25 protein-coding genes are annotated in these 20,458 nt (G+C 68.2%); 18 read left to right on the forward strand and 7 right to left on the reverse strand.

The features are described 5' to 3' along the window. Positions 1-45: 45 nt before the first annotated feature. Positions 46-2,082: a M13 family metallopeptidase gene (locus tag AB0L91_RS16095; RefSeq protein ID WP_365010594.1), complete on the reverse strand. Its 2,037-nt coding sequence runs from the start codon at positions 2,080-2,082 to the stop codon at positions 46-48. A gap of 100 nt (positions 2,083-2,182) precedes the next feature. After that, positions 2,183-2,629 carry a hypothetical protein gene (locus AB0L91_RS16100; RefSeq protein ID WP_355271284.1) on the reverse strand — a complete coding sequence of 149 codons (447 nt, stop codon included), beginning with the start codon at positions 2,627-2,629 and terminating at the stop codon, positions 2,183-2,185. Between the two features lie 303 nt (positions 2,630-2,932). Between AB0L91_RS16100 and rplN the strand changes: the two genes are divergently transcribed. Genes rplN through AB0L91_RS16120 form a run of 4 tightly spaced genes read left to right on the forward strand, consistent with a single transcriptional unit; the run spans position 2,933 to position 4,376 of the window. Further along, the gene (gene rplN, locus AB0L91_RS16105) at positions 2,933-3,301 is read left to right on the forward strand and encodes a 50S ribosomal protein L14 (RefSeq protein WP_043647623.1); all 369 of its coding nucleotides are present in this window, start codon (positions 2,933-2,935) and stop codon (positions 3,299-3,301) included. A 2-nt stretch (positions 3,302-3,303) separates the two neighbouring features. Continuing rightward, the gene (gene rplX / locus AB0L91_RS16110; protein ID WP_019045061.1) at positions 3,304-3,621 is read left to right on the forward strand and encodes a 50S ribosomal protein L24; all 318 of its coding nucleotides are present in this window, start codon (positions 3,304-3,306) and stop codon (positions 3,619-3,621) included. A 1-nt stretch (position 3,622) separates the two neighbouring features. Beyond that, positions 3,623-4,186, forward strand: a complete 564-nt coding sequence (gene rplE / locus AB0L91_RS16115; protein WP_019045062.1) for a 50S ribosomal protein L5 — start codon at positions 3,623-3,625, stop codon at positions 4,184-4,186. 4 nt (positions 4,187-4,190) lie between these two features. Next, positions 4,191-4,376, forward strand: coding sequence for a type Z 30S ribosomal protein S14 (locus AB0L91_RS16120; RefSeq protein WP_014981705.1), 186 nt, complete (start codon positions 4,191-4,193; stop codon positions 4,374-4,376). 97 nt (positions 4,377-4,473) lie between these two features. On the opposite strand, the gene AB0L91_RS16125 is transcribed toward AB0L91_RS16120, so the two are convergent. Further along, positions 4,474-4,911, reverse strand: coding sequence for a hypothetical protein (locus AB0L91_RS16125; RefSeq protein ID WP_365010598.1), 438 nt, complete (start codon positions 4,909-4,911; stop codon positions 4,474-4,476). 145 nt (positions 4,912-5,056) lie between these two features. Between AB0L91_RS16125 and AB0L91_RS16130 the strand changes: the two genes are divergently transcribed. Beyond that, positions 5,057-5,311, forward strand: coding sequence for a hypothetical protein (locus tag AB0L91_RS16130; protein ID WP_365010601.1), 255 nt, complete (start codon positions 5,057-5,059; stop codon positions 5,309-5,311). Here AB0L91_RS16130 and AB0L91_RS16135 read toward each other — a convergent pair whose 3' ends face one another. Both AB0L91_RS16135 and AB0L91_RS16140 read right to left on the reverse strand, forming a co-directional pair. Continuing rightward, on the reverse strand, positions 5,312-6,850 hold the full coding sequence (locus tag AB0L91_RS16135) for a protein kinase (RefSeq protein ID WP_365010603.1): 1,539 nt from the start codon (positions 6,848-6,850) through the stop codon (positions 5,312-5,314). It abuts the gene before it with no gap. Next, on the reverse strand, positions 6,847-8,679 hold the full coding sequence (locus tag AB0L91_RS16140; protein ID WP_365010606.1) for an ATP-binding protein: 1,833 nt from the start codon (positions 8,677-8,679) through the stop codon (positions 6,847-6,849). Before AB0L91_RS16140 ends, AB0L91_RS16135 begins: the two co-directional genes overlap by 4 nt. A 208-nt stretch (positions 8,680-8,887) precedes the next feature. On the opposite strand from AB0L91_RS16140, the gene AB0L91_RS16145 reads away from it, so the two are divergent. Then, positions 8,888-9,196 (forward strand): hypothetical protein, encoded by a 309-nt coding sequence (locus AB0L91_RS16145; protein ID WP_365010608.1) that lies wholly within the window; start codon positions 8,888-8,890, stop codon positions 9,194-9,196. Positions 9,197-9,306: 110 nt separating this feature from the next. Continuing rightward, complete coding sequence (locus AB0L91_RS16150; protein WP_365010611.1) at positions 9,307-9,519, forward strand: hypothetical protein; 213 nt, start codon at positions 9,307-9,309, stop codon at positions 9,517-9,519. 16 nt (positions 9,520-9,535) lie between these two features. On the opposite strand, the gene AB0L91_RS16155 is transcribed toward AB0L91_RS16150, so the two are convergent. Beyond that, positions 9,536-11,110: an alpha/beta hydrolase gene (locus AB0L91_RS16155; protein ID WP_365010613.1), complete on the reverse strand. Its 1,575-nt coding sequence runs from the start codon at positions 11,108-11,110 to the stop codon at positions 9,536-9,538. Positions 11,111-11,528: 418 nt separating this feature from the next. Between AB0L91_RS16155 and AB0L91_RS16160 the strand changes: the two genes are divergently transcribed. From AB0L91_RS16160 to AB0L91_RS16210, 11 genes are all read left to right on the forward strand, one after another. Continuing rightward, the gene (locus AB0L91_RS16160) at positions 11,529-12,176 is read left to right on the forward strand and encodes a YoaK family protein (protein ID WP_365011317.1); all 648 of its coding nucleotides are present in this window, start codon (positions 11,529-11,531) and stop codon (positions 12,174-12,176) included. 234 nt (positions 12,177-12,410) lie between these two features. Beyond that, on the forward strand, positions 12,411-12,809 hold the full coding sequence (rpsH, locus tag AB0L91_RS16165; RefSeq protein ID WP_014981717.1) for a 30S ribosomal protein S8: 399 nt from the start codon (positions 12,411-12,413) through the stop codon (positions 12,807-12,809). Positions 12,810-12,824: 15 nt separating this feature from the next. Next, entirely contained in the window at positions 12,825-13,364 is a 540-nt protein-coding gene (rplF, locus tag AB0L91_RS16170) for a 50S ribosomal protein L6 (RefSeq protein WP_019045067.1), read from the forward strand. A gap of 2 nt (positions 13,365-13,366) precedes the next feature. Continuing rightward, the gene (gene rplR, locus AB0L91_RS16175; RefSeq protein ID WP_218719431.1) at positions 13,367-13,774 is read left to right on the forward strand and encodes a 50S ribosomal protein L18; all 408 of its coding nucleotides are present in this window, start codon (positions 13,367-13,369) and stop codon (positions 13,772-13,774) included. A 31-nt stretch (positions 13,775-13,805) separates the two neighbouring features. After that, the gene (rpsE, locus tag AB0L91_RS16180) at positions 13,806-14,456 is read left to right on the forward strand and encodes a 30S ribosomal protein S5 (RefSeq protein ID WP_110037186.1); all 651 of its coding nucleotides are present in this window, start codon (positions 13,806-13,808) and stop codon (positions 14,454-14,456) included. 2 nt (positions 14,457-14,458) lie between these two features. Then, the gene (gene rpmD, locus AB0L91_RS16185; RefSeq protein WP_019045070.1) at positions 14,459-14,638 is read left to right on the forward strand and encodes a 50S ribosomal protein L30; all 180 of its coding nucleotides are present in this window, start codon (positions 14,459-14,461) and stop codon (positions 14,636-14,638) included. A gap of 1 nt (position 14,639) precedes the next feature. After that, positions 14,640-15,083, forward strand: a complete 444-nt coding sequence (gene rplO, locus AB0L91_RS16190) for a 50S ribosomal protein L15 (protein ID WP_355271302.1) — start codon at positions 14,640-14,642, stop codon at positions 15,081-15,083. Positions 15,084-15,238: 155 nt separating this feature from the next. Then, positions 15,239-16,561: a preprotein translocase subunit SecY gene (gene secY / locus AB0L91_RS16195; protein ID WP_365010619.1), complete on the forward strand. Its 1,323-nt coding sequence runs from the start codon at positions 15,239-15,241 to the stop codon at positions 16,559-16,561. Beyond that, entirely contained in the window at positions 16,558-17,103 is a 546-nt protein-coding gene (locus AB0L91_RS16200) for an adenylate kinase (protein WP_355271306.1), read from the forward strand. Before secY ends, AB0L91_RS16200 begins: the two co-directional genes overlap by 4 nt. Positions 17,104-17,128: 25 nt before the next feature. Continuing rightward, on the forward strand, positions 17,129-17,926 hold the full coding sequence (gene map, locus AB0L91_RS16205) for a type I methionyl aminopeptidase (protein WP_355271307.1): 798 nt from the start codon (positions 17,129-17,131) through the stop codon (positions 17,924-17,926). A 134-nt stretch (positions 17,927-18,060) separates the two neighbouring features. Beyond that, positions 18,061-18,357: a WXG100 family type VII secretion target gene (locus tag AB0L91_RS16210; protein ID WP_365010622.1), complete on the forward strand. Its 297-nt coding sequence runs from the start codon at positions 18,061-18,063 to the stop codon at positions 18,355-18,357. Positions 18,358-18,540: 183 nt separating this feature from the next. On the opposite strand, the gene AB0L91_RS16215 is transcribed toward AB0L91_RS16210, so the two are convergent. Beyond that, positions 18,541-18,813, reverse strand: coding sequence for a hypothetical protein (locus AB0L91_RS16215; protein WP_365010625.1), 273 nt, complete (start codon positions 18,811-18,813; stop codon positions 18,541-18,543). Between the last annotated feature and the right edge of the window lie 1,645 nt (positions 18,814-20,458).

Here is a 20,458-nt window from a genome sequence, read left to right on the forward strand (position 1 = left end):
GTCAGCCTAGGCTAACCTACGTCGGTTTCGGAGGGGGAATCGTCCCTAGAGTGTCACTCGCTGATCCTGCGGCATGAACAGCTTGTCGCCGTCCTTCACCTCGAAGGTGGTGTAGAACTCGCCGATATTGCGGACGACCTGGTTGCAGCGGAACTCGTTGGGCGAGTGGGTGTCCTGCAGCGACTGCAGGGTCGCCTCCTCGGTCTGCTTGTCGCGCCACTGCCGCGCCCAGGAGAAGAACATGGTGCGGAAATCGGGCTGCGCGCCGGTGCGCTGGGCGACCTTCTGGTACGCCGCCAGCGCGATCTGCAGGCCGCGCAGGTCGGCCAGGTTCTCGCCGACGGTGAGGGCGCCGTTGACGTGCTGTCCTTCGGGCGCGCCCTCGGGGACCAGGACGTCGTACTGCTCGATGAGCTGCTGGGTCTTGGCGTCGAAGGCGGCGCGATCCTCCGGGGTCCACCAGTCGCGGCGGTTGCCGTCGCCGTCGTACTTGGAGCCCTGGTCGTCGAAGCCGTGCCCGATCTCGTGGCCGATCGTCGAGCCGACGGCGCCGTAGTTGACCGCGTCCTGGGCGTCCTTGTCGAAGAACGGCGGCTGCAGGTAGGCGGCGGGGAAGACGATCTGGTTGGTGGTCGGGCTGTAGTAGGCGTTCACCGTCTGCGGCGACATGCTCCACTCCGACTTGTCCACCTCGGTGCCGAGCCGGGCGAACGCGCGCTTGGACTCGAACGCGTTGATGGCGATGAGGGACTCGATCAGCTTGCCGCGGGTCACCCGCACCGACGAGTAGTCGACCCACTTGTCGGGGTAGCCGATCTGGGCGACGATCTTGTCCAGCTTGGCGATCGAGGCCTCGCGGGTGGGCTGCGACATCCACGTCGAGTTGGTGAAGTTGTCGCGGTAGGCGGCGCGCAGGTCGTCGACCATCACCATGGCGCGTTCCTTGGCCGCGGGCGGGAAGTGCTTGTCCACGTACAGCTTGCCCAGCGGTTCGCCGAGATTGTCGTCGACGACGCCCACCGCGGAGCGCCACATCTCCGGCTTCTCCTCCAGGCCGCTGAGCACCCGGCCGACGAAGTCGAAGCGCGCGTCGGCGATCGCCTTGGGCAGGAAGCGCGCGTAGGTGTTGGCGATCTGCAGCTTGAGGTAGTCGCGCCACTGGGCGACGTCGACCTCGCTCCACAGCTGCGCGGCCGCGGTGACGAACGACGGCTGGCCGACGACCATCTTGTCGAACAGCGACTTGGGCCGGTCGGTCATGCCCGCCAGCCACGGATCCCAGTCGAACTGCGGGCCGAGCGCGGTCAGCTCCTGCCAGCTCATCAGGTTGTAGGTGGCGTCGGTGTTGCGCAGGCGCACGCTGTCCCAGTGGTTGGCGGCGATCCGCTTCTCCAGGTCGACGGTGCGCTGCGCGACCCCGGCCGGGTCGGCCATGCCGAGGCCCTTGGCCAGCTGCTCGAGGTAGGTCTGGTAGCCCGCCAGCTGTGTCGCGAACTCGGGCTTGCGGTAGTACTGCTCGCCCAGGGTGAGCCCGGCCTGGCTGACGCTCGGGATGTAGGCCTTGGAGTTCTTGCGGTCGATGCCGATGCCCATGCCGATCAGCCCGGAGATCGGCGCCTCGGCCATGATCCTGGCCAGCTCGGGCTTGCCCGCCGCCTGGTCGAGCGCGGTGAACAGGCCGTTGAGCGGCGTGATGCCGAGGCGCTCGATCTCGTCGAGGTCGAGGCGGGCGTCGTAGAGGTCCTTGATCTGCTGGGCCTCGGTCCCCGGCTTCGGGTTCTCGATGCCCTCGATGATCTCGCGCAGCTGGGCGAGGGTGCGGTCGTTGGCGTCGGTGATCGCGCCGACCGAGGCCTTGTCCGGGGGCAGCTGGTAGTCGCGCAGCCAGGCGCCGTTGACGTGGCGGTACAGGTCGTCCTGCGGGCGGATCGCCGGATCGCCGCCACCCATGTCCACGCCGGTGAGCTGCACTTCGGGGGAATCCGAGGTGCAGGAGGCCAGCGCGGCGGCCACGGGCACCAGGCCCATGGCGATCAGGAATGCGCGCCGATCCACGACCGACGGACGACCGGACGATGTCACTGGTTTTCCTTCCCCGATGCGGCAGCCGCACCCCTGCTCGTTGCGATCCGCCCAGGCTACCGGCGGGCGGGCCGATCGGGGGAGGTAGCGGTGGTGCGGGCTAGTCCGAGGAGAGGCCGGCGCTGCCGGTGGCCAGGTCGCAGGCCAGGCCGCTGCCCGCGTTCAGGATCTTCGCGACGGTGGGCACCCGCTTGGTGACCAGCGGCGCGCCGGTGGCGTGCAGCAGCAGCGAGAGCTGCACCTCGACCTCGGTCTCCACGTGGTAGTAGGCGGTAGCCTTGGCCACGGTGGCGCCGCCGACGGTCACCTCCAGGTCGACGGTGTCGCTGGCGAAGAACTTGCCGTTGGCGACGAAGTCCACCTGCGCGCCGACGTAGTCGTCGAGGCCGACGACATCGATCTTGGAGGTGCAGCCGACGGTGAGGGTGTCGGTGAGCATGTCGATGATCGGGCCCGCGGCGGCGTGCGGCGTGGCCAGGGCGAGCACGGCGGCGAAGGCGCTCGCGGTGGTCGCGATCCGGCGGGTGGTCGGCAGGGTGATGTGCATGTGCGACTCCTCATCCGCTCGTACCTCGACGAGCAGGGCGACCGTAGCAACGGCGTGACCGCGCCCACAGAGGTTTGAAACATATCTGCTTCAGATTCGCGGGAGCGACCCCCGATTTGGGTCGACCTGGGGATTCACCTACACTAGACCGGTTGCCTGCGGGAGCTCTGCGCCCGCAATCCGGCAGTGAACCCCCAGTGGTAGGTATTTCCGCTGGCAGGCGCGCGTCCGGAGGGCGACTGACCATGTGCGTCGGGTCGGCAATCCGGCGTACGTATACATCCAGGTCCAGGAGGTGCTGAAGTGATTCAGCAGGAGTCGCGACTGCGCGTCGCCGACAACACCGGGGCGAAGGAAATCCTTTGCATCCGCGTGCTCGGTGGCTCGTCGCGTCGCTATGCCGGTATCGGTGACATCATCGTCGCCACCGTCAAGGACGCCATCCCCGGCGCGAACGTCAAGAAGGGCGACGTCGTCAAGGCCGTCGTCGTGCGCACCGTCAAGGAGCGCCGCCGTCCGGACGGTTCCTACATCAAGTTCGACGAGAACGCTGCCGTGCTGATCAAGCCGGACAACGATCCTCGCGGCACCCGCATCTTCGGCCCCGTCGGCCGTGAGCTGCGCGACAAGCGCTTCATGAAGATCGTTTCGCTGGCCCCGGAGGTGCTCTGACCATGAAGGTGCACAAGGGTGACACCGTCCTCGTCATCTCGGGCAAGGACAAGGGCGCCAAGGGCAAGGTCATCCAGGCCTACCCGGCGACCGGCAAGGTTCTCGTCGAAGGCGTGAACCGCATCAAGAAGCACGTCGCGGATTCCGCGAACCAGCGTGGCGCCTCCTCGGGTGGCATCGTGACCCAGGAAGCCCCCATCCAGGTTTCCAACGTGATGGTCGTCGACTCCGACGGTAACCCGACCCGCGTCGGCTACCGCACCGACGAAGAGACCGGCAAGCGGGTTCGGATCTCCCGTAAGAACGGGAAGGACATCTGACATGACCACCTCTGAGCAGACTCAGCCCCGGCTGAAGGCGCGCTACCGCGCCGAGATCAAGGACGCGCTGAACAGCGAGTTCGAGTACGCCAACGTGATGCAGATCCCGGGCGTCGTCAAGGTCGTCGTGAACATGGGTGTCGGTGACGCCGCCCGTGACGCGAAGCTGATCAACGGTGCCATCAAGGACCTCGAGCTGATCACCGGTCAGAAGCCGGAGGTCCGCAAGGCGACCAAGTCGATCGCGCAGTTCAAGCTCCGTGAGGGCATGCCGATCGGCGCCAAGGTCACCCTCCGTGGCGACCGCATGTGGGAGTTCCTGGATCGCCTGGTCTCCATCGCGCTGCCGCGTATCCGCGACTTCCGCGGTCTGTCGCCGAAGCAGTTCGACGGCAACGGCAACTACACGTTCGGCCTCAGCGAGCAGTCGATGTTCCACGAGATCGACGTGGATTCCATCGACCGCCCGCGCGGTATGGACATCACCGTGGTGACCACTGCGACCAACAACGAAGAAGGCCGTGCGCTGCTCAAGCACCTCGGCTTCCCGTTCAAGGAGAACTGAGCACATGGCCAAGAAAGCACTGGTCAACAAGGCCAACGCCAAGCCGAAGTTCGCGGTCCGCGCCTACACCCGCTGCCAGCGTTGCGGCCGCCCCCACGCGGTGTACCGCAAGTTCGGCCTGTGCCGCGTGTGCCTGCGCGAGATGGCCCACCGTGGCGAGCTCCCGGGCGTGCACAAGAGCTCCTGGTGAGCCCGCGCTCCTCGTGAGCGCAGCCACCTAGGCGAATAACGAACGAAGGCACGGACTTCCCTCGGGAGTCCGTGCCTTCGCGCGTTCGTGGCACGGGTCAGCCGGTGTGCGCCTGCCATTCCGCCCAGGCTTCGTCGAGCAGGGCCGCGACGGCGTCGTAGGTTTCCCAGGTGTCGGGGACGTGGTAGGTGGTCTCGTACCGCGCGACCTCCGGGATGAAGTCGTAGGCGCGCAGGTACTGGCGGTAGGCGGCCGCGGCGAACGCCTGGCCGCGGGCGTTGAGGTCGCCCTCGTTCAGTTCTCCGCAGCAGTGGTCGAGTAGATAGCGGCCGGGTGTCTTCGTGCGTTCGCGCAGCGCCGCCAGCTCCGGCCGCGGCCGGGGTTCCGGTTCGCCCCAGACGAGCACGGTCGGCGAATGCAGGTCGTGGGCGACCGCCCACGCGTAGAACATCCCGATATGGGTCGCGCCCGCCTCGCTGTCCAGGCCGAGTTCCGTGGTGGTGTCCGAGTGCCAGCCGCAGTCGTCGTAGGTCATTGATCCGTCCCCCCGTGGTCGATGGATCCCCAGGATCGCAGGCCGCACCGACAATTCGGCCGGTGGGCGCGCGCGGTCGCCGGAAGATGGGTGAAATATGTGGATTTCACTCTTGTGGGGTGGCGGTGTCGTGTTCCCTTGGCGCATGAAGAAGATCGCTACCGCCGCCGTCCTGTCCTGTGCGCTGCTGTCCGCGCCCGCCGTCGCCTCCGCCGCTCCCGTCGCGCCCACGCCGGTCGCCGAGTCCGGGTCGTCGCAGGGCGGTACGGGGTCCGCGCAGGGCGGATCGGGATCGTCGGAGACCGCGCTGATCTGCTCGCCGATCGCGCAGGTGCTGTTCGCCACCGGCAGCGTCGAGAAGCCGCCGCTCTACGACCTGATGTGCATGATCGTCGGCTAGTCAGGTCTCGACCCGGAGGTGGGTCAGGACCGCGAGGACGCGGCGGTGGTCGTCGGGTTCGGGCTGGAGGCCGAGCTTGGCGAAGATGCTGCGGACATGGGTTTCGATCGTGCGCTCGCCCAGGAACAGCGCGGCGCCGATCGCCCGGTTGGACCGTCCTTCGGCCATCAGCCGCAGCACCTCGCGCTCGCGCGGGGAGAGTTCGTCCAGCGGCAGGGCGCCGTGGTGCGGTCGCGAGACCAGGCGGCCGACCAGGTCGGGGTCGATCGCCGAGCCGCCCGCGGCGACCCGCTCCAGCGCCGTTACGAACTCGTCGATATCGGAGACCCGGTCCTTGAGCAGGTAGCCGAGGCTGCGGGCGCCGCCGGACAGCAGATCGAGCACGTTCTCGGTCTCGATGTACTGCGAGAGCAGCAGCACCGCCGTCTCGGGATAGTCGCGGCGGATGGCGACCGCGGCGTCGATGCCCTCGGTGGTGCAGGTCGGCGGCATCCTGATGTCGACCACGGCGACATCGGGCCGGTGCGCCCGGACCAGCCGCAGCAGGGCCACCGCGTCGGCCGCCTGGCCCGCCACCTCCATGCCCTCGTCCTCGAGCAGCCGGGCGATGCCCTGGCGCAGCAGTGCGGAGTCGTCGGCGAGCACGACCCGCAGGCGCGGCTCGGCGGCCGGGTGTTCGGTGGTGGTGTCGGCGGCCGCGGTGAGCACCGCTCCAGCCGCGGCGGCGAACTCGCCGCAGCTCGGATACCGGTCGGCCGGGCTCTTCGCCATCGCCCTGGCGAGCACCGCGTCGAAGGCTTTCGGCAGGGCGGGCAGCAGGGCGCTCGGCTGCGGAATCGGTCCGTTGAGATGACCGTTCATGATGGCGGCCTGGCTCGGTCCCGGATAGGGCGGACTGCCGGTGAGCAGGTGGAACAGCGTGCAGCCCAGCGAGTATTCGTCGGCGCGGTGATCGATGGTCCGGCCCTCGATCTGTTCGGGCGCCGCGTAGCGGAGGGTGGCCACCAGCATCCCGGCGGCGGTCAGATTCACGGTGTCGTCGAGCGCCTTGGCGATGCCGAAGTCCGTCAGCAGCACCCGTTCGGCCGCGTTCGGCTCGGTGGCCGCGGCCAGCAGGATGTTCGCCGGGTTGACGTCGCGGTGGAACACCCCGGCCCGATGCGCGTAGTCGAGTCCCGCCGCGACCGTTTCGACGATGTGCACCGCCCGCTCCGGCGCGACCGGCCCGTCGCGCAGCAGCCGCGCCGCATCGGTGCCCGCCACCAGCTGCATCGCGATCCAGAGCCGATCACCCTCGCGGCCACGGTCGTAGACCGCCACGATGGCGGGATGGTCGAGGCGGGCGGCGTGGTCGGCTTCGAATTCGAAGCGGGTGCGGACGTAGTCGTCACCGGTGAGCGCGGGATGCAGCACCTTGAGTGCGACGGTGCGGGGCAGGGTCGGGTGCCGGGCCGCGTAGACCGTGCCCATGCCACCCGACCCGAGCGTCCGCTCGATCGTGTAGCCGGCGAAGACCGTCCCGGGTTCGAGGTCGCTCATGTCGTGTTCTCCGGGTGCAGGGGCAGCGTCGCGGTGAGGACCGTGCCCGCGCCGGGCGGGCTGTCGACCAGCAGACTGCCGCCGAGCGCCGCCGCGCGATCATCGAGGCCGCTGAGCCCGCCGCCGGGGCCGAGGCAGGCGCCGCCCCGGCCGTCGTCGGCGATCACCAGCCGCACGGCGTTGTCGACGACCTCCACGTCGATATCGACGTGCGTTCCGCCGGAATGCTTGGCCGCGTTGGTGACCGCCTCGGCGGCGATGAAATACGCGGCCAATTCCACCCCGGGCGGCGGCCGCGGGGCCAGCGTGCCGCGGATGCGCACGGGGATGGGGGAGCGTTCGGCGAGCGAGGTCAGCGCGGCCGTGAGACCGCGTTCGGCCAGGATCGGCGGGAACACGCCCCTGGCCAGCTCGCGCAGTTCGCCGAGCGCGGTATCGAGCTCGGCGGCGCCGCGGGTGACCAGGTCGCCTCGGGTCGCGGTGTCGGGGGCGCGCTGGGCCCGGCGCAGCAGCAGTGCCGCGGCGACCAGCCGTTGCTGCGCGCCGTCGTGCAGATCGCGTTCGACGCGGCGGCGTTCGGCGTCGCCCGCGGCCACGATGCGCTCCCTGGAGCGGCGGACCTCGGCGAGCTGGGTCTGCAGATCGTTGCGCAGGCGTTCGTGGTCGAGCGCGAGTTCGGTCGCGCCGCGCACGGCGGCCAGCAGTTCGGGTTCGTTCCGCAATTGCCGGTCGTAGACGAGGGCGGCCGCCGCGGCGCCGTCGCGTTCGAGGACGGTCGCCACCCGGTGGCCGGGCCCACGCGGCAGTTCGCGGAGTTTGCCCTGGTCGTCGACGTAACCGCCGCGCTCGGCGTCGAAGGTCCACAGGGCGAGGGTGGGGTCGTGCAGTGCGCGGCGCAGTGCCTCGGCGAAGCCGGAACTGATCGGGGCCGCGCCGATCTCGACCATGGCGGCACCCACGGCGGCGCGCGCCATCCGGTACCGCACCTGTCCGAACGCGATGGCCATCGGCAGCAGCACCATCGGGATGTAGCGCAGATTCAGGGTCCAGCCGTGCAGCGAGCCGGGGAACCGGACGGCGGTCAGCATCATCCACAGGATGGCCACGCCGGCGACCGTCGCCAGCATCATGATGGGCGCGAAGCCCGACCGATACGCCGCGGTGCCGGATCGCCAGCGCCGGATCACGACGACGATCGCGGTCACGGCGACGACGAAGGCGATCGCGCCGACGGTGAGCTGGATCCGATCGGCCAGCGCCGCGTCATGGCGGATCAGCAACAGGTTGACCGAGGTCGACGGGTGCGGCGCGGGCACCTCCCGCGGATCGAAGAACAGCCACTCGGCCGACACCCCGACCACGGCCAGCACCCAGCACACCGCCACATACCAGCGTTCCCAGGATTGCCGCAGCCGCCCCGACGGGAAGCCGAGCAGCACCGGAATCATCACCGGCAGATAGATATTCGTCAGTACCGCGCCCGCGGTGAACAGCGCGGGGTCGCTGGATCGGCGGACACCGCAGGCCAGCCAGACCAGACCGGCGAGCACGAACAGCGGCCCGGCGAGATCGTGCGGCCGGTTCGTCCAGGTGAACAGCCCCGACGCCACGAACGACGCCCCGGTCAGCAGGAACAGCGTGAGCTCCAGCTTGCCGAACTTCGGCGAATGCTGCGCCGCCGCGAAGGCCTCGCGCGGACCGAGCAGCAGAATCCGGGCCGGGTCGTAGAGCGCCGCCTCCGACCAGTCGACCGACAGCACCACGGCGACACTCAACGCGGCGGCGCAGGCCGTCACGCCACTGATGAGCGCGATCGTGCGAGGTGTCATCGAACAGCCTCCGACTACCCGATCTACTCAGGATCCTCCGCCGGAAACAGGGGCACAACCGCCAGCGGAATCCGTGCTGCCACGGAGCCGATTCCGTGCCTTCACGGAAGTGATAGGTGCAGGTCAAGCCGTACTTTTGGGGTGTGCCGCCGACCGGTGGCCGACCCCACCGCCCGCCGTTGTCCGGCGGCCACATCAAGGCGATCCGATGAGAATCCACACCGGCCGAATGGCCGTCGCACTCGGCACGCTGGCAGCTGCTCTCGCCCTCGGCGCCGGCGTCGCTTCCGCGGCACCGATCACTTTGGCTCCCGACGGCGGAGCTGGGTACAACGTCACCATCACAGACGGCGGTGCGCCGCCGACCGCGCACAGTTGCTCCGTCTTCGGGCTCGGCTATGCGTGGGGTCCCGCCTCGAATCCGGGAACAACCGCGCTCGGCGGCTTCTTGCTGCCCAACAGTCCTGTTCTCGCGATCTGCACCGACGGTTCGGTGGCCACCGGCCTCGCGAACTGACCGAGTCGCTGCTCCGAGGGCATGACCCGCGACGGAGTTCGTGCCCTCGGAGGCAATGCCCCGGCAACTCGGGGCGTGCGCACAGCCGGGGCGGACGGCACGGTAGACCCATGAAGAAGTTTGCCGTGTCCTCCGCCATCGCACTGTCCCTGCTCGCCCCCGCCGTCACCGCGGCCACCGCCACCGCCGAGGCGCCCGTCGCGGCCAGCGGCTCGTCGAGCCTGGATGTGCTGTGCAGCCCGGTCGGTGGACTGCTCGTCCTCGCGGGCAGCGCGGAGAATCCCTACGGCCCGCTGCTCACCGCGGTGTGTGTGAGCCGCTGATCGGCATGCCCCCGGGTCAGCGGAAGGGGGACCGGTCGATCCCGCAGCGGAGGTCGGCCGGGGGCAGCTGACCGGTGAACAGATAGTCGCGCTTGACATGTTCGGCGCAGGTGCTGGGCACGTACATGCTGCTGTGCCCGGCACCTTCCACCACGACCACCCGGGCGTTGGCGAGCTGCGCGGCGCCCGCGACGGCGCCACGCAGCGGCGTCGCCGGGTCGTACCTGCTGTTCAGGACCAGGATCGGCGCGGCGGTGTCGCGATTCCACGGACCGGTGTAGCGGTCGGCGTCGCGCGCGGGCCAGAAGGCGCACGGCGTGGCGTTGAAGACGGCGGTGCGGCCGAAATACGGGACCCGCAGGTCTTCGATGGCGCCGACCCGGCTGTACACGGCGGGGTCAGCCGGGACGGCGCTGTCGGCGCACTGGATCGAGTAGAACGCCTCGACGCGATTGCCGGGCTGCTCCTTCGCGAAGATCGCGTCGTGCGTCACCGCGGGGAGCAGCGCGGTACCGGCGTCGAACAGCTGCTGTAGCAGGATCGCCAGGTCGGGGTAGGTCTCCGGGCGCGCGAGGCTGCCCGCGGCGGCCACGATCTGACCGTAGGTCCACGCGGTGCCGTCGACGACGATGGGCGCCAGACGCGCGCGTTCGGCGAGCGCGATCCACTTGAGTTTCGGCTCGCCCGCCGCGAACGCGCAATCCGGGCCAGCGGCCGAGCAGGCGCGCAGGAACGCGTCGAAGGTCTCGGCGACGGCATCGGCCACGCCCTGCCTGGTGTCCAGCGGGAGGTTCGCGCCGTCGCCGCCGTGCCCGTTCGCGTTGCCCTCGAAATCCAGCGACCCGTCCAGCGCCATCGCCCGCACCCGGCCGGGGAACATGTTGGCGTAGACCGCGCCGACCTGCGTCCCGTACGAGATGCCGTGATAGGTCAGCGCCGCGTCGCCCACCGCGCGGCGCAGCAACTCCAGGTCACGGACGGTGTTCGCGGTCGAGGCGTGCGCCAGGATCGGGCCCGCGGACGCGCCGCAGCGGCTCGCGATATCGGCGGAGCGATCGAAGAACTCCACCTCCTCGGCCGGGCTCTCCGGCGTGCCGGGGAACGTCGCGAAGTAGGCCTGTTGCTCGTCGTGTGAGGGAAAACAGCTGGTCGGCGCGCTGCGTGCGACCGAACGCGGGTCCCACGACACCAGATCGAAGCGGGCCCGCAGTTCCTCGGAGAACAGCCACGGCCACCGCGCCCGCTCGCGAAGCCGGTCGACACCCGACGGTCCCGGCCCGCCGAAGTTCACGAACAGCGTTCCGATGCGCCGACCGGGATCGGTCGCCGGCAGCTTGATCACCGCCAGCTCGATCTGCTCGCCCCGCGGACTGTGATAGTCCAGCGGCACCTGCGCCCAGGTGCAGGAGAAGCCGTCCTCGCAGTCCGACCACTGCAGGCCGGGGGTGCTGGCGGCCTCGGCCAGCGGGTCGACGTACGGGTCGGCCGCGTGCGCGGGAGCCGGGACGGTGAGAGCGCCGAGACCGAGCAGAACAGCGAGTACGCGAGTCCAGCTACGGCGAGTTCCACGGCGCCCAGAGCGCGAATACAACTGCCGAGCCTCCTGCACAGATCGGACGAACCTCGCGAAGCTATCACATGCTTACTTCAGGAAACTAGTTGGCGGCGAACAGAATTCGCCGTACCGGTCTCGTGCGGCAGCGTCGCCCGGCTGCTCGGTGTCCGCCGCTTCGGAATATGTTTCGAATTGTTCAGTGAACGTGAGGTTAAATATCTCGCGGCCAATTCTGTGTTTTTCCCGATAATCGCGAAATCGCACTGGCCGGGTCCCGGTGCCGTCGCTACGCTCGGGATGATCGCGCGGAAATGCGGCGCGACGGGTGTCAAAGACGATCCCTGATTCCAGGACAAGCGGAGGATGTGGGATTGTGACGGCAACCACAGAGAAAACCGGGCGTGACCTGGGCCACCGGCGTCCGCTACGAGGGATGCCCGCGGGTGCGATGCCGATGGTCGCCTTTCTTTCGATATTGGCCGGATTTATCGGCGCGGCCGCGTATACGCATTCCGCCGGATATTTCGTGACATTCATGACCGGAAATACCGAGCGGGCCGTTCTCGGCTGGTTCGACAATGACGCGGTGCTGGCCACCGGCGCGATCACCCTGCTGTTCGCGTTCGGTCTCGGCGTGTTCGTCGCCTCGATGCTGCGACGGCGGGTGTGGCGCGACAGCAGGCACGGCGCGGCCGTGGTGACCACGACGGCGCTGGCCGTGGCGGCCGTCGTCGACTGGGTGCTCGACCGCACGGGCGGGCAGGAGGTGGGGTTCATTCCCATCGCCTTCGTCGCGTTCGCGGTCGGCGCGCTCAACACCGCCTTCGTCAAGGACGGCGAGACCAGCGTGCCGCTCAGCTACGCCACCGGGACGGTGGTGAAGCTGAGTCAGGGCATCGAGAGCCATGTCAGCGGCGGTAGCGCCCGGGATTGGCTCGGCTACGCGACGCAGTACGGCGCCTTCGCCGTCGGCGCCTTCCTCGGCGGCATCATGAGCGTGCTGGTCGGTGGCGAGATGATGCTGATCGTGGCCACCGCGGTCTCGGGCGCGGCGATCCTGCTCACAGCCAAGGCCGCGACCCGGCCCCAGATTTTGTCCTGACCACGGCATTGCCTACACTAGAGCGGTTGCCTGGGCACCTCTGTGTCCGCTGGCGCCTCGCCGACTGTGGGTGAGGCGGGCGGACGGTCCAGGCGCCGAGAGCTCGTAAAGAGAACTCATCCGGTCGGTAAGTGCCGTCCGGACCAGCCGAATTGTTGTAGGCCCACGGTCGGCGTGCGAGAGCGCGCCGATGCTGCATGGGAACCGCAGCGAGAAAGGTGTCGAGGTCTAACCATGACCATGACTGATCCGATCGCAGACTTCTTGACGCGTCTGCGCAACGCCAACTCGGCGTACCACGATCAGGTGAAGGCGCCCCACTCCAAGCTCAAGGCGAACATCGCCGAGATCTTGAAGCGCGAGGGCTACATCGCCGATTACCGCACCGAAGACGCGACCGTGGGCAAGTCCCTCGTCGTCGATCTGAAGTACGGCCCCAGCCGTGAGCGCAGCCTGCAGGGCCTGCGTCGCGTCTCGAAGCCGGGTCTGCGTGTGTACGCGAAGTCCACCAACCTGCCCAAGGTCCTCGGCGGCCTCGGCGTGGCGATCATTTCCACGTCGACCGGTCTGCTCACCGACCGTCAGGCGGCCAAGCAGGGCGTGGGCGGCGAAGTCCTCGCCTACGTCTGGTAAGGGAGGTCAGGACTAATGTCGCGTATTGGTAAGAAGCCCATCGAGATTCCGGCCGGCGTCGACGTCACCATCGACGGCCAGGTCGTCACGGTGAAGGGGCCCAAGGGCACCCTGTCGCACACCGTGGCCGAGCCGATCACCGTCACCAAGGGTGAGGGTAACGAGCTCGAGGTCGCCCGTCCCAACGACGAGCGCGCCAACCGTTCGCTGCACGGCCTTTCCCGCACCCTGATCGCCAACATGATCGAGGGTGTCACCAAGGGCTACGAGAAGAAGATGGAAATCTTCGGTGTCGGTTACCGTGTGGCCGCCAAGGGCTCGAACCTCGAGTTCGCCCTGGGCTACAGCCACCCGGTGCCGATCGAGGCCCCGGAGGGCATCACCTTCGCGGTGGAATCGCCCACCAAGTTCTCTGTGTCCGGCATCGACAAGCAGAAGGTCGGCCAGATCTCCGCTGTCATCCACGGACTGCGTAAGCCCGACCCGTACAAGGGCAAGGGCATCCGCTACGCCGGCGAGGTCGTTCGCCGCAAGGTCGGAAAGACGGGTAAGTGATCATGGCGCAAACTGCTAACCAGAAGGCCAAGCGGATTCCGCTGGGCAAGGACAACTCGACCAAGCGTCGTCTGTCCAAGACCCGCCGTCACTTCCGTCTGCGCAAGAAGGTCGTCGGCACCACCGAGCGTCCGCGCCTGGTGGTCAACCGCTCCTCGCGGCACCTGCACGCCCAGCTCGTCGACGACTCGGTGGGCAAGACCATCGCCGCCGCGTCCTCGATCGAGGCCGACGTGCGCGCGCTGGAGGGCGACAAGTCCGCCAAGGGCGCCAAGGTCGGTCAGCTGATCGCCGAGCGTGCCAAGGCTGCCGGTATCGAGTCGGTCGTGTTCGACCGTGGTGGTCACGACTACCACGGCCGCATCGCGGCGCTGGCCGATGCCGCTCGTGAAGGCGGGTTGAAGTTCTGATGACTGTTATTTCGAACGGAAGGAACGTCTGATGCCGGGACGTCAGCGGCGTGACGGCGGCAACGGACCCGCCGGACAGAACAGCAATGGCCCCGAGGGCAACCGTGGCGACCGCCGCGGTGGTGGCGATCGTCGCGGTGGCGGCGACCGTCGGGACAACGCTGCCGAGAAGAACCAGCTCGAGCGCGTGGTCGCGATCAACCGCGTCTCCAAGGTCGTGAAGGGTGGTCGTCGCTTCAGCTTCACCGCCCTCGTGATCGTCGGTGACGGCAACGGTCTGGTCGGCGTCGGTTACGGCAAGGCCAAGGAAGTTCCCGCGGCCATCCAGAAGGGTGTCGAGGAGGCTCGCAAGGGCTTCTTCCGCGTCCCGATGATCGGCTCGACCATCACCCACCCGGTTCAGGGTGAGGCGGCGGCCGGTGTCGTCATGCTGCGTCCGGCTTCGCCCGGTACCGGTGTGATCGCCGGTGGCGCGGCGCGTGCCGTGCTCGAATGCGCTGGCATTCACGACATTCTGGCCAAGTCGCTCGGTAGCGACAATGCGATCAACGTCGTTCACGCGACGGTTGCCGCGCTCAAGATGCTCCAGCGTCCCGAAGAGGTTGCCGCGCGTCGCGGTCTGCCGATCGAGGATGTCGCTCCGGCGGGCATGCTGCGTGCGCGTGCGGGACAGGGAGCCTGACCATGGCTGATCTCAAGGTGACCCAGATCAAGAGCACCATCGGCGCCAAGGCGAATCAGAAGGACTCCCTGCGTACGCTGGGCCTTCGCAAGATCCGTCAGAGTGTTGTCCGCGAGGACAACGCTCAGAACCGCGGTCTGATCAACGTCGTGCGCCACCTCGTAACTGTTGAGGAGGTCTGACATGACCATCAAATTGCACCACCTGCGTCCTGCGCCGGGTTCCAAGACCGAGAAGACCCGTGTGGGTCGCGGTGAGGGCTCCAAGGGCAAGACCGCCGGTCGCGGTACCAAGGGCACGAAGGCCCGCAAGAACGTCTCCCCGGCGTTCGAGGGTGGCCAGATGCCGCTGCACATGCGCCTGCCGAAGCTGAAGGGCTTCACCAACCGCTTCCGCGTGGAGTACCAGGTTGTGAACGTGGGCCGCATCGCGGAGCTGTTCCCCGAGGGCGGCACGGTCGGTAAGGCCGAGCTCGTCGCGGCCGGCGCCGTTCGCAAGAACGAGCTGGTCAAGGTTCTCGGCGACGGTGAGATCGGCGTGGCGGTCCAGGTGACCGCCGACAAGGTGACCGGCTCCGCCAAGGAGAAGATCACCTCGGCCGGTGGCACTGTCACCGAACTGGCCTGACGGTACTGTTAGTCAGCAGTGGACACCGGACGAGTCGCGAGCTCGTCCGGTGTCACTGTTAGAGTTCAAGTGTTGTCTGCCAAGCTCGTCATCGGCTGACGTTTCCGTAGAACCGAAGTCGCATGGCATGACCATGTCGTTCGCCAGGAGGATCTGTGCTTTCCGCCTTCGTATCGGCCTTCCGGACTCCGGACTTACGGCGGAAGATTCTCTTCACGCTGGGGTTGATCGCGCTGTACCGGTTGGGTGCCGCGCTGCCGTCCCCCGGCGTCGACTATCGCGCGGTCCAGGACTGCGTGAAGCTGGTCTCCGGTGGTGATTCCGCCGGTATCTACCAGCTCATCAATCTCTTCTCCGGTGGTGCGCTGCTGCAGCTGTCGGTGTTCGCGATCGGCATCATGCCGTACATCACCGCGAGCATCATCATCCAGCTGCTGACCGTCGTCATCCCGCGGTTCGAGGAACTGCGCAAGGAAGGCCAAGCAGGCCAGACCAAGATGACGCAGTACACCCGGTACCTGTCGATCGCGCTGGCGATCCTGCAGGCCACCGGCCTCGTCGCCCTCGCGGCGCGCGGTCAGCTGCTGCAGGGCTGCCAGGAGGACATCCTCGCCGACACCAGTATCTTCGGCATGATCATCATCGTCCTGGTGATGACCGCCGGTGCCGCGCTGGTCATGTGGTTCGGTGAGCAGATCACCGAACGCGGTGTCGGCAACGGTATGTCGCTGCTGATCTTCGCCGGTATCGCCGCCCGCCTGCCGGTCGACGGCAAGAACATTCTCGACTCCGACGGTGGCCTGATCTTCGGCCTGGTGTGTCTCGCCGTGCTGGTGATCCTGGTGGCCGTGATCTTCGTCGAGCAGGGTCAGCGCCGGATCCCGGTGCAGTACGCCAAGCGCGTCGTGGGTCGCAAGATGTACGGCGGCTCCTCGACCTACCTGCCGTTGAAGGTCAACCAGGCCGGCGTCATCCCGGTGATCTTCGCGTCCTCGCTGCTCTACCTGCCGAACCTGGTCGCTCAGCTGACCGGCTCGAACACGGCGACCGACCCGAGCTGGTGGCAGGAGATCATCCAGAAATACCTGGTGAACCCGGGCAACCCGGTCTACATCGCGATCTACTTCGGTCTGATCGTGTTCTTCACCTACTTCTACGTCGCGATCACCTTCAACCCGGAGGAGCGCGCGGATGAGATGAAGAAGTTCGGCGGCTTCATTCCCGGTTACCGTCCGGGCAAGCCGACCGCCGACTATCTCAACTACGTTCTGAGCCGCATCACCCTGCCTGGCTCGATCTACCTCGGTCTGGTCGCCGTCCTCCCGAACCTGTTCCTGGACATGGGCGCGACCGGCGGAGCGGCGAACCTGCCGTTCGGCGGTACTGCGGTCCTCATCATGGTCAGCGTGGGTCTCGACACGGTCAAACAGATCGAGAGCCAGCTGATGAATCGAAATTACGAAGGGTTCCTCAAGTGAGAGTTGTTCTGCTCGGTCCGCCGGGTGCCGGCAAAGGTACTCAGGCCGTCCTGCTGTCGGAGAAGCTGGGCGTTCCGCACATCTCCACCGGAGACCTCTTCCGCGCGAATATCAGCCAGCAGACCGCCCTCGGTCGCGAAGCGCAGAAGTACATGGACGCGGGCGACCTCGTCCCCAGCGACGTCACCAACCGCATGGTCGAGGCCCGCGTCGGTGAGCCGGACGCGTCGAACGGCTTCGTTCTCGACGGGTACCCGCGCACGACCGACCAGGCCGACGCGCTGAAGAAGATCCTCGAGCACAACGGCACCCCGCTCGACGCGGTGCTGTGCTTCGTGGTCGCCGAGGACACCGTGGTCGAGCGCATGCTCGCCCGTGGACGCGCCGACGACACCGAGGACGTCATCCGCAACCGGCTGCGGGTCTACCGTGAGGAGACCGAGCCGCTGCTCGAGTACTACGACGGTCTGGTCGTGACCGTCGACGGAATCGGCGAGGTCGACGAAGTCAACACGCGGGCGCTGAAGGCGCTCGGTCAGTAACCACCGATCGGAGTACTGAGGCCGGATGGTCTTCAACCGTAAGAAGAAGGTCGTGCCGTTTCGTTCGGCGGGCGAGCTGGACGCCATGGCGGCAGCGGGCGCGATCGTCGGGCAGGCGCTCGTCGCCGTGCGCGCCGCGGCCAAGCCCGGCGTCTCGACGCTGGAGCTGGACGAGGTCGCCGAGCAGGTCATCCGTGACGCGGGCGCCGTCCCGTCGTTCAAGGGTTATCACGGCTTTCCCGGCTCGATCTGTTCTTCGGTCAACGACCGTGTGGTCCATGGGATCCCCTCGGCGAAGGACATCCTCACCGAGGGCGATCTCGTCTCCATCGACTGCGGTGCCATCCTCGACGGCTGGCACGGCGACTCGGCGTGGACGTTCGGCGTCGGCACTATCATCGAGGCCGACGCCCTGCTGAGCGAGGCGACCAGGCTGTCGATGGAGGCGGGCATCGCCGCCATGGTGCCCGACAACCGCCTCACCGACGTCTCGCACGCCATCGAGCTCGGCACCCGCGCGGCCGAGCGCGAGCACGGCCGCGCGTACGGCATCGTCGACGGCTACGGCGGGCACGCCATCGGCCGCGAGATGCACATGGACCCGTTCCTGCCGAACGAGGGCGCCCCCGGCAAGGGCCCGCGCCTGGTCGTCGGTTCGGTGCTGGCAATCGAGCCGATGCTCACCCTCGGCACCACCGAGACCAAGACCCTCGACGACGAGTGGACCGTGGTCACCACCGACGGCACCCGCGCCGCGCACTGGGAGCACAGCGTCGCCGTCACCGAGGACGGCCCCCGCATCCTCACCCTGCGCCCGGAGTAGGTCCGCCGGGTCAACAACCCGTCAAGGATCGCCGCCCCGGCGTCAGTGCGGCGTAAAGAGATCGGCGTTCATCTCGAATTCGCCTTTCCTTCCCTGGCATCGTTCCAATTCTGGTTCGGTGAAAGGGATTTCGGATGGCGGGCAAGGTTGAGATCACCCCGGCGAAGCTGCGTTCTGCCGCCGGTCAGATGGCCGATCTGCGAAATGATGTGCAGGGCATCCTGACTCGCCTGCAGTCCTCGCTGGACACCCACGGATCCCCTTGGGGCGGTGACGGTTACGGAACGTCATTCGCCGCTGGGGACACCGGATATCTCGCCGCGCGGGAGAATATGTTCACCGCTGTCGGCAATATGGCGGCAACGATCGGCTCCTATGCCGACGGTCAGCGACAAGCGGCGACCCGGCTGGAAACGCAGGACCGGCTCTAGCCCGCCGATGTCCATCACCCTTCCGTCCGAGCTGCATTGGCTCGGCTGGGTCGCTGGTTCCGACTGGCCCGACGGCGACGAAGACAAGATGTGGGCGATCGGTGACGACTGGCAGCAGGCAGCCGAGGATCTGCGCCTGCTGCTACCGGAACTGAGCGCGGCCTGTCGAGCCACCTCCGATGCCTATCCGTGGGGTGAAGGACACGAGGCGATGGACGCCGCGCTGCGCGCCTTGCGCCACGGTGACCAGTCGCTGGAGCGGTTGGCGGAAGTGCTGGAGGCGGTCGCCGCCTCCGCCGACGCGACGGCGACCGAGATCGAGTACACCAAGATCCTCGTCATCAGTTCGCTCGCCATGCTCGCGGTGGAAATGGCTGCGGCACTTCTATTTCCGCCGACAGCGCCACTGGTCCAGTCCACCGCCATCGCGTTGACCAACGTCGCCGTGCGGATCATCGGCAGACGGGCGGTGACCGCGATCGCGAGTTACGCCGCGCGGTCGAGTATCACCGCGACGGTGAAGTTCGTCGCCAAACACGCGGTAATCGGCACGGTGCTCGGTGCGGGGCAGGACCTCGCCATCCAAGCGGGACAGGTCGCCGCGGGCCATCGTGACAATGTCGACTGGGAACGGGTGGGAACCACCGCCGTGACGGCCGCCGTCGCGAGCAAGGCGGGTGCGCATCTCGGCAAGGGGCTGAACAAGGTCGCCGACGCGCTGCCGTTGCCAACCAATGCGATCACCGGGGCAGCGAAGGGGGCTGCCGTCGGTGCCGGCGCGGGGATGGGCGGTGCTGTCGCGGCATGGGGCGCAGGGGGCCTCATCGACGGCAACGGCTGGACCTGGGATCCGCGAATGCTTACCGGCGGTGTGTCTTTCGGCGTCGGTACCGGGGGTGCACTCGGTGGGCGGGCCGGTCGCGCCGGGAGCGGACCGGGTCCCACCGCGGGGCTCGCTGCCGGGGCCGGGTATCCGACAGGCGGAAGCAACGGTGCCGGTGGCTCCGGCGCAGGCCTGTCCGCCACGTCGGGGTCCACGACGCCGGTCAGCGCTGCGGGCTCCGGCGGGAGTGCCACTACGACAACGGCTTCGAGCGGGCCGGGTGCCGGGACCGGAAGCGGACCGTTGACCAACCTGGGCTCTGTGAGCGGTAACGGGCCGTTGACCAACCTGGGCAGCGGCTCGCACGGAGCGGGATCGGGCAGTTCGCCCGCGCCGGCATCCAGCGCCAACTCCGCTGCGGCAAATGGTAATACGGCATCCGTAGGTGGTGCCGCACCGGCCGGGGCGAACGGGTCCAGTGGAGCGTCCACACCAGGTTCCGCCAGTGCATCCGGTTCGTCAGCGACTGCGAGTAGCTCGCCGTCGTCGAGTGGTGCGGGTGCCGCGCCTACGTCCACCTCCGCAGGTGGTCCGTCCGGCGGATCACCGTCATCGAGTTCCGCGGGCGGCGCTTCGTCGGCGGGGAGCGGCTCCACCTCCGCGTGTGGGGCCTCCCTGCCCGGCGGTGCGAATTCTGCTGGTGGCACCGGTACTTCGGGTGCTGGGCTGCCTTCGAGCGGCGGTGCGCATCCGGGTGGTGCGTCCGCTGGTGCGCAGTCGGCTGGTGGTGTGTCTGCCGGTGGTGGGAGTCCCGTCGGCGCGGGTGTCGCGCCGGGCGGGGGTTCGCCGTCGTCCGGCGGTCATGCCGTCAGCGGCGCCGCACCCGCGGGCCCACCTTCGTCAGGTGCTACCGCGGCTCAGGCCGGTGGTGCTGGTGCGTCGGGTACGCCGGTCACGAGCTCGCACAGCGCTGTTGGGCCCGGTGGCGCCGCGACCGGCGCCACGCCAGGATCGGCCGCGTCCGTGGGTACCGGAGGGAGCGGCGCCACGCCGCCGACTGTCGGCGGATCCACCACCGGTACGGGTTCCCCGAACCCCGGCACCGGATCGACCGGCACGGCAACGAGTTCCGTCGCCGCGAGCGGAACCCCCGCTACCGGTTCGACTCCCGGGCCGAGCTCCACCGTGACCCCGGCTACCGACAACGCGGCCCCCGGCTCGCAAATCCCCTACACCCCACGCTACTTCGACCCAGACGGCCCGGAAGGCCTCCCCACC

The sequence above is a fragment of the Nocardia sp. NPDC051833 genome (genome assembly GCF_040681225.1).
In the GTDB taxonomy this organism is placed as follows: Bacteria; Actinomycetota; Actinomycetes; order Mycobacteriales; family Mycobacteriaceae; genus Nocardia.

Coding starts and splice junctions, on each gene's coding strand:
- AB0L91_RS16100 (WP_355271284.1), bottom strand. CDS start 2,629: ATGCACATCACCCTGCCGACCACCCGCCGGATCGCGACCACCGCGAGC.
- rplX (WP_019045061.1), top strand. CDS start 3,304: ATGAAGGTGCACAAGGGTGACACCGTCCTCGTCATCTCGGGCAAGGAC.
- rplE (WP_019045062.1), top strand. CDS start 3,623: ATGACCACCTCTGAGCAGACTCAGCCCCGGCTGAAGGCGCGCTACCGC.
- AB0L91_RS16120 (WP_014981705.1), top strand. CDS start 4,191: ATGGCCAAGAAAGCACTGGTCAACAAGGCCAACGCCAAGCCGAAGTTC.
- AB0L91_RS16125 (WP_365010598.1), bottom strand. CDS start 4,911: ATGACCTACGACGACTGCGGCTGGCACTCGGACACCACCACGGAACTC.
- AB0L91_RS16130 (WP_365010601.1), top strand. CDS start 5,057: ATGAAGAAGATCGCTACCGCCGCCGTCCTGTCCTGTGCGCTGCTGTCC.
- AB0L91_RS16135 (WP_365010603.1), bottom strand. CDS start 6,850: ATGAGCGACCTCGAACCCGGGACGGTCTTCGCCGGCTACACGATCGAG.
- AB0L91_RS16140 (WP_365010606.1), bottom strand. CDS start 8,679: ATGACACCTCGCACGATCGCGCTCATCAGTGGCGTGACGGCCTGCGCC.
- AB0L91_RS16145 (WP_365010608.1), top strand. CDS start 8,888: ATGAGAATCCACACCGGCCGAATGGCCGTCGCACTCGGCACGCTGGCA.
- AB0L91_RS16150 (WP_365010611.1), top strand. CDS start 9,307: ATGAAGAAGTTTGCCGTGTCCTCCGCCATCGCACTGTCCCTGCTCGCC.
- AB0L91_RS16160 (WP_365011317.1), top strand. CDS start 11,529: ATGGTCGCCTTTCTTTCGATATTGGCCGGATTTATCGGCGCGGCCGCG.
- rpsH (WP_014981717.1), top strand. CDS start 12,411: ATGACCATGACTGATCCGATCGCAGACTTCTTGACGCGTCTGCGCAAC.
- rplF (WP_019045067.1), top strand. CDS start 12,825: ATGTCGCGTATTGGTAAGAAGCCCATCGAGATTCCGGCCGGCGTCGAC.
- rplR (WP_218719431.1), top strand. CDS start 13,367: ATGGCGCAAACTGCTAACCAGAAGGCCAAGCGGATTCCGCTGGGCAAG.
- rpsE (WP_110037186.1), top strand. CDS start 13,806: ATGCCGGGACGTCAGCGGCGTGACGGCGGCAACGGACCCGCCGGACAG.
- rpmD (WP_019045070.1), top strand. CDS start 14,459: ATGGCTGATCTCAAGGTGACCCAGATCAAGAGCACCATCGGCGCCAAG.
- rplO (WP_355271302.1), top strand. CDS start 14,640: ATGACCATCAAATTGCACCACCTGCGTCCTGCGCCGGGTTCCAAGACC.
- map (WP_355271307.1), top strand. CDS start 17,129: ATGGTCTTCAACCGTAAGAAGAAGGTCGTGCCGTTTCGTTCGGCGGGC.
- AB0L91_RS16210 (WP_365010622.1), top strand. CDS start 18,061: ATGGCGGGCAAGGTTGAGATCACCCCGGCGAAGCTGCGTTCTGCCGCC.
- AB0L91_RS16215 (WP_365010625.1), bottom strand. CDS start 18,813: ATGATCCGCACGGCGACGTTGGTCAACGCGATGGCGGTGGACTGGACC.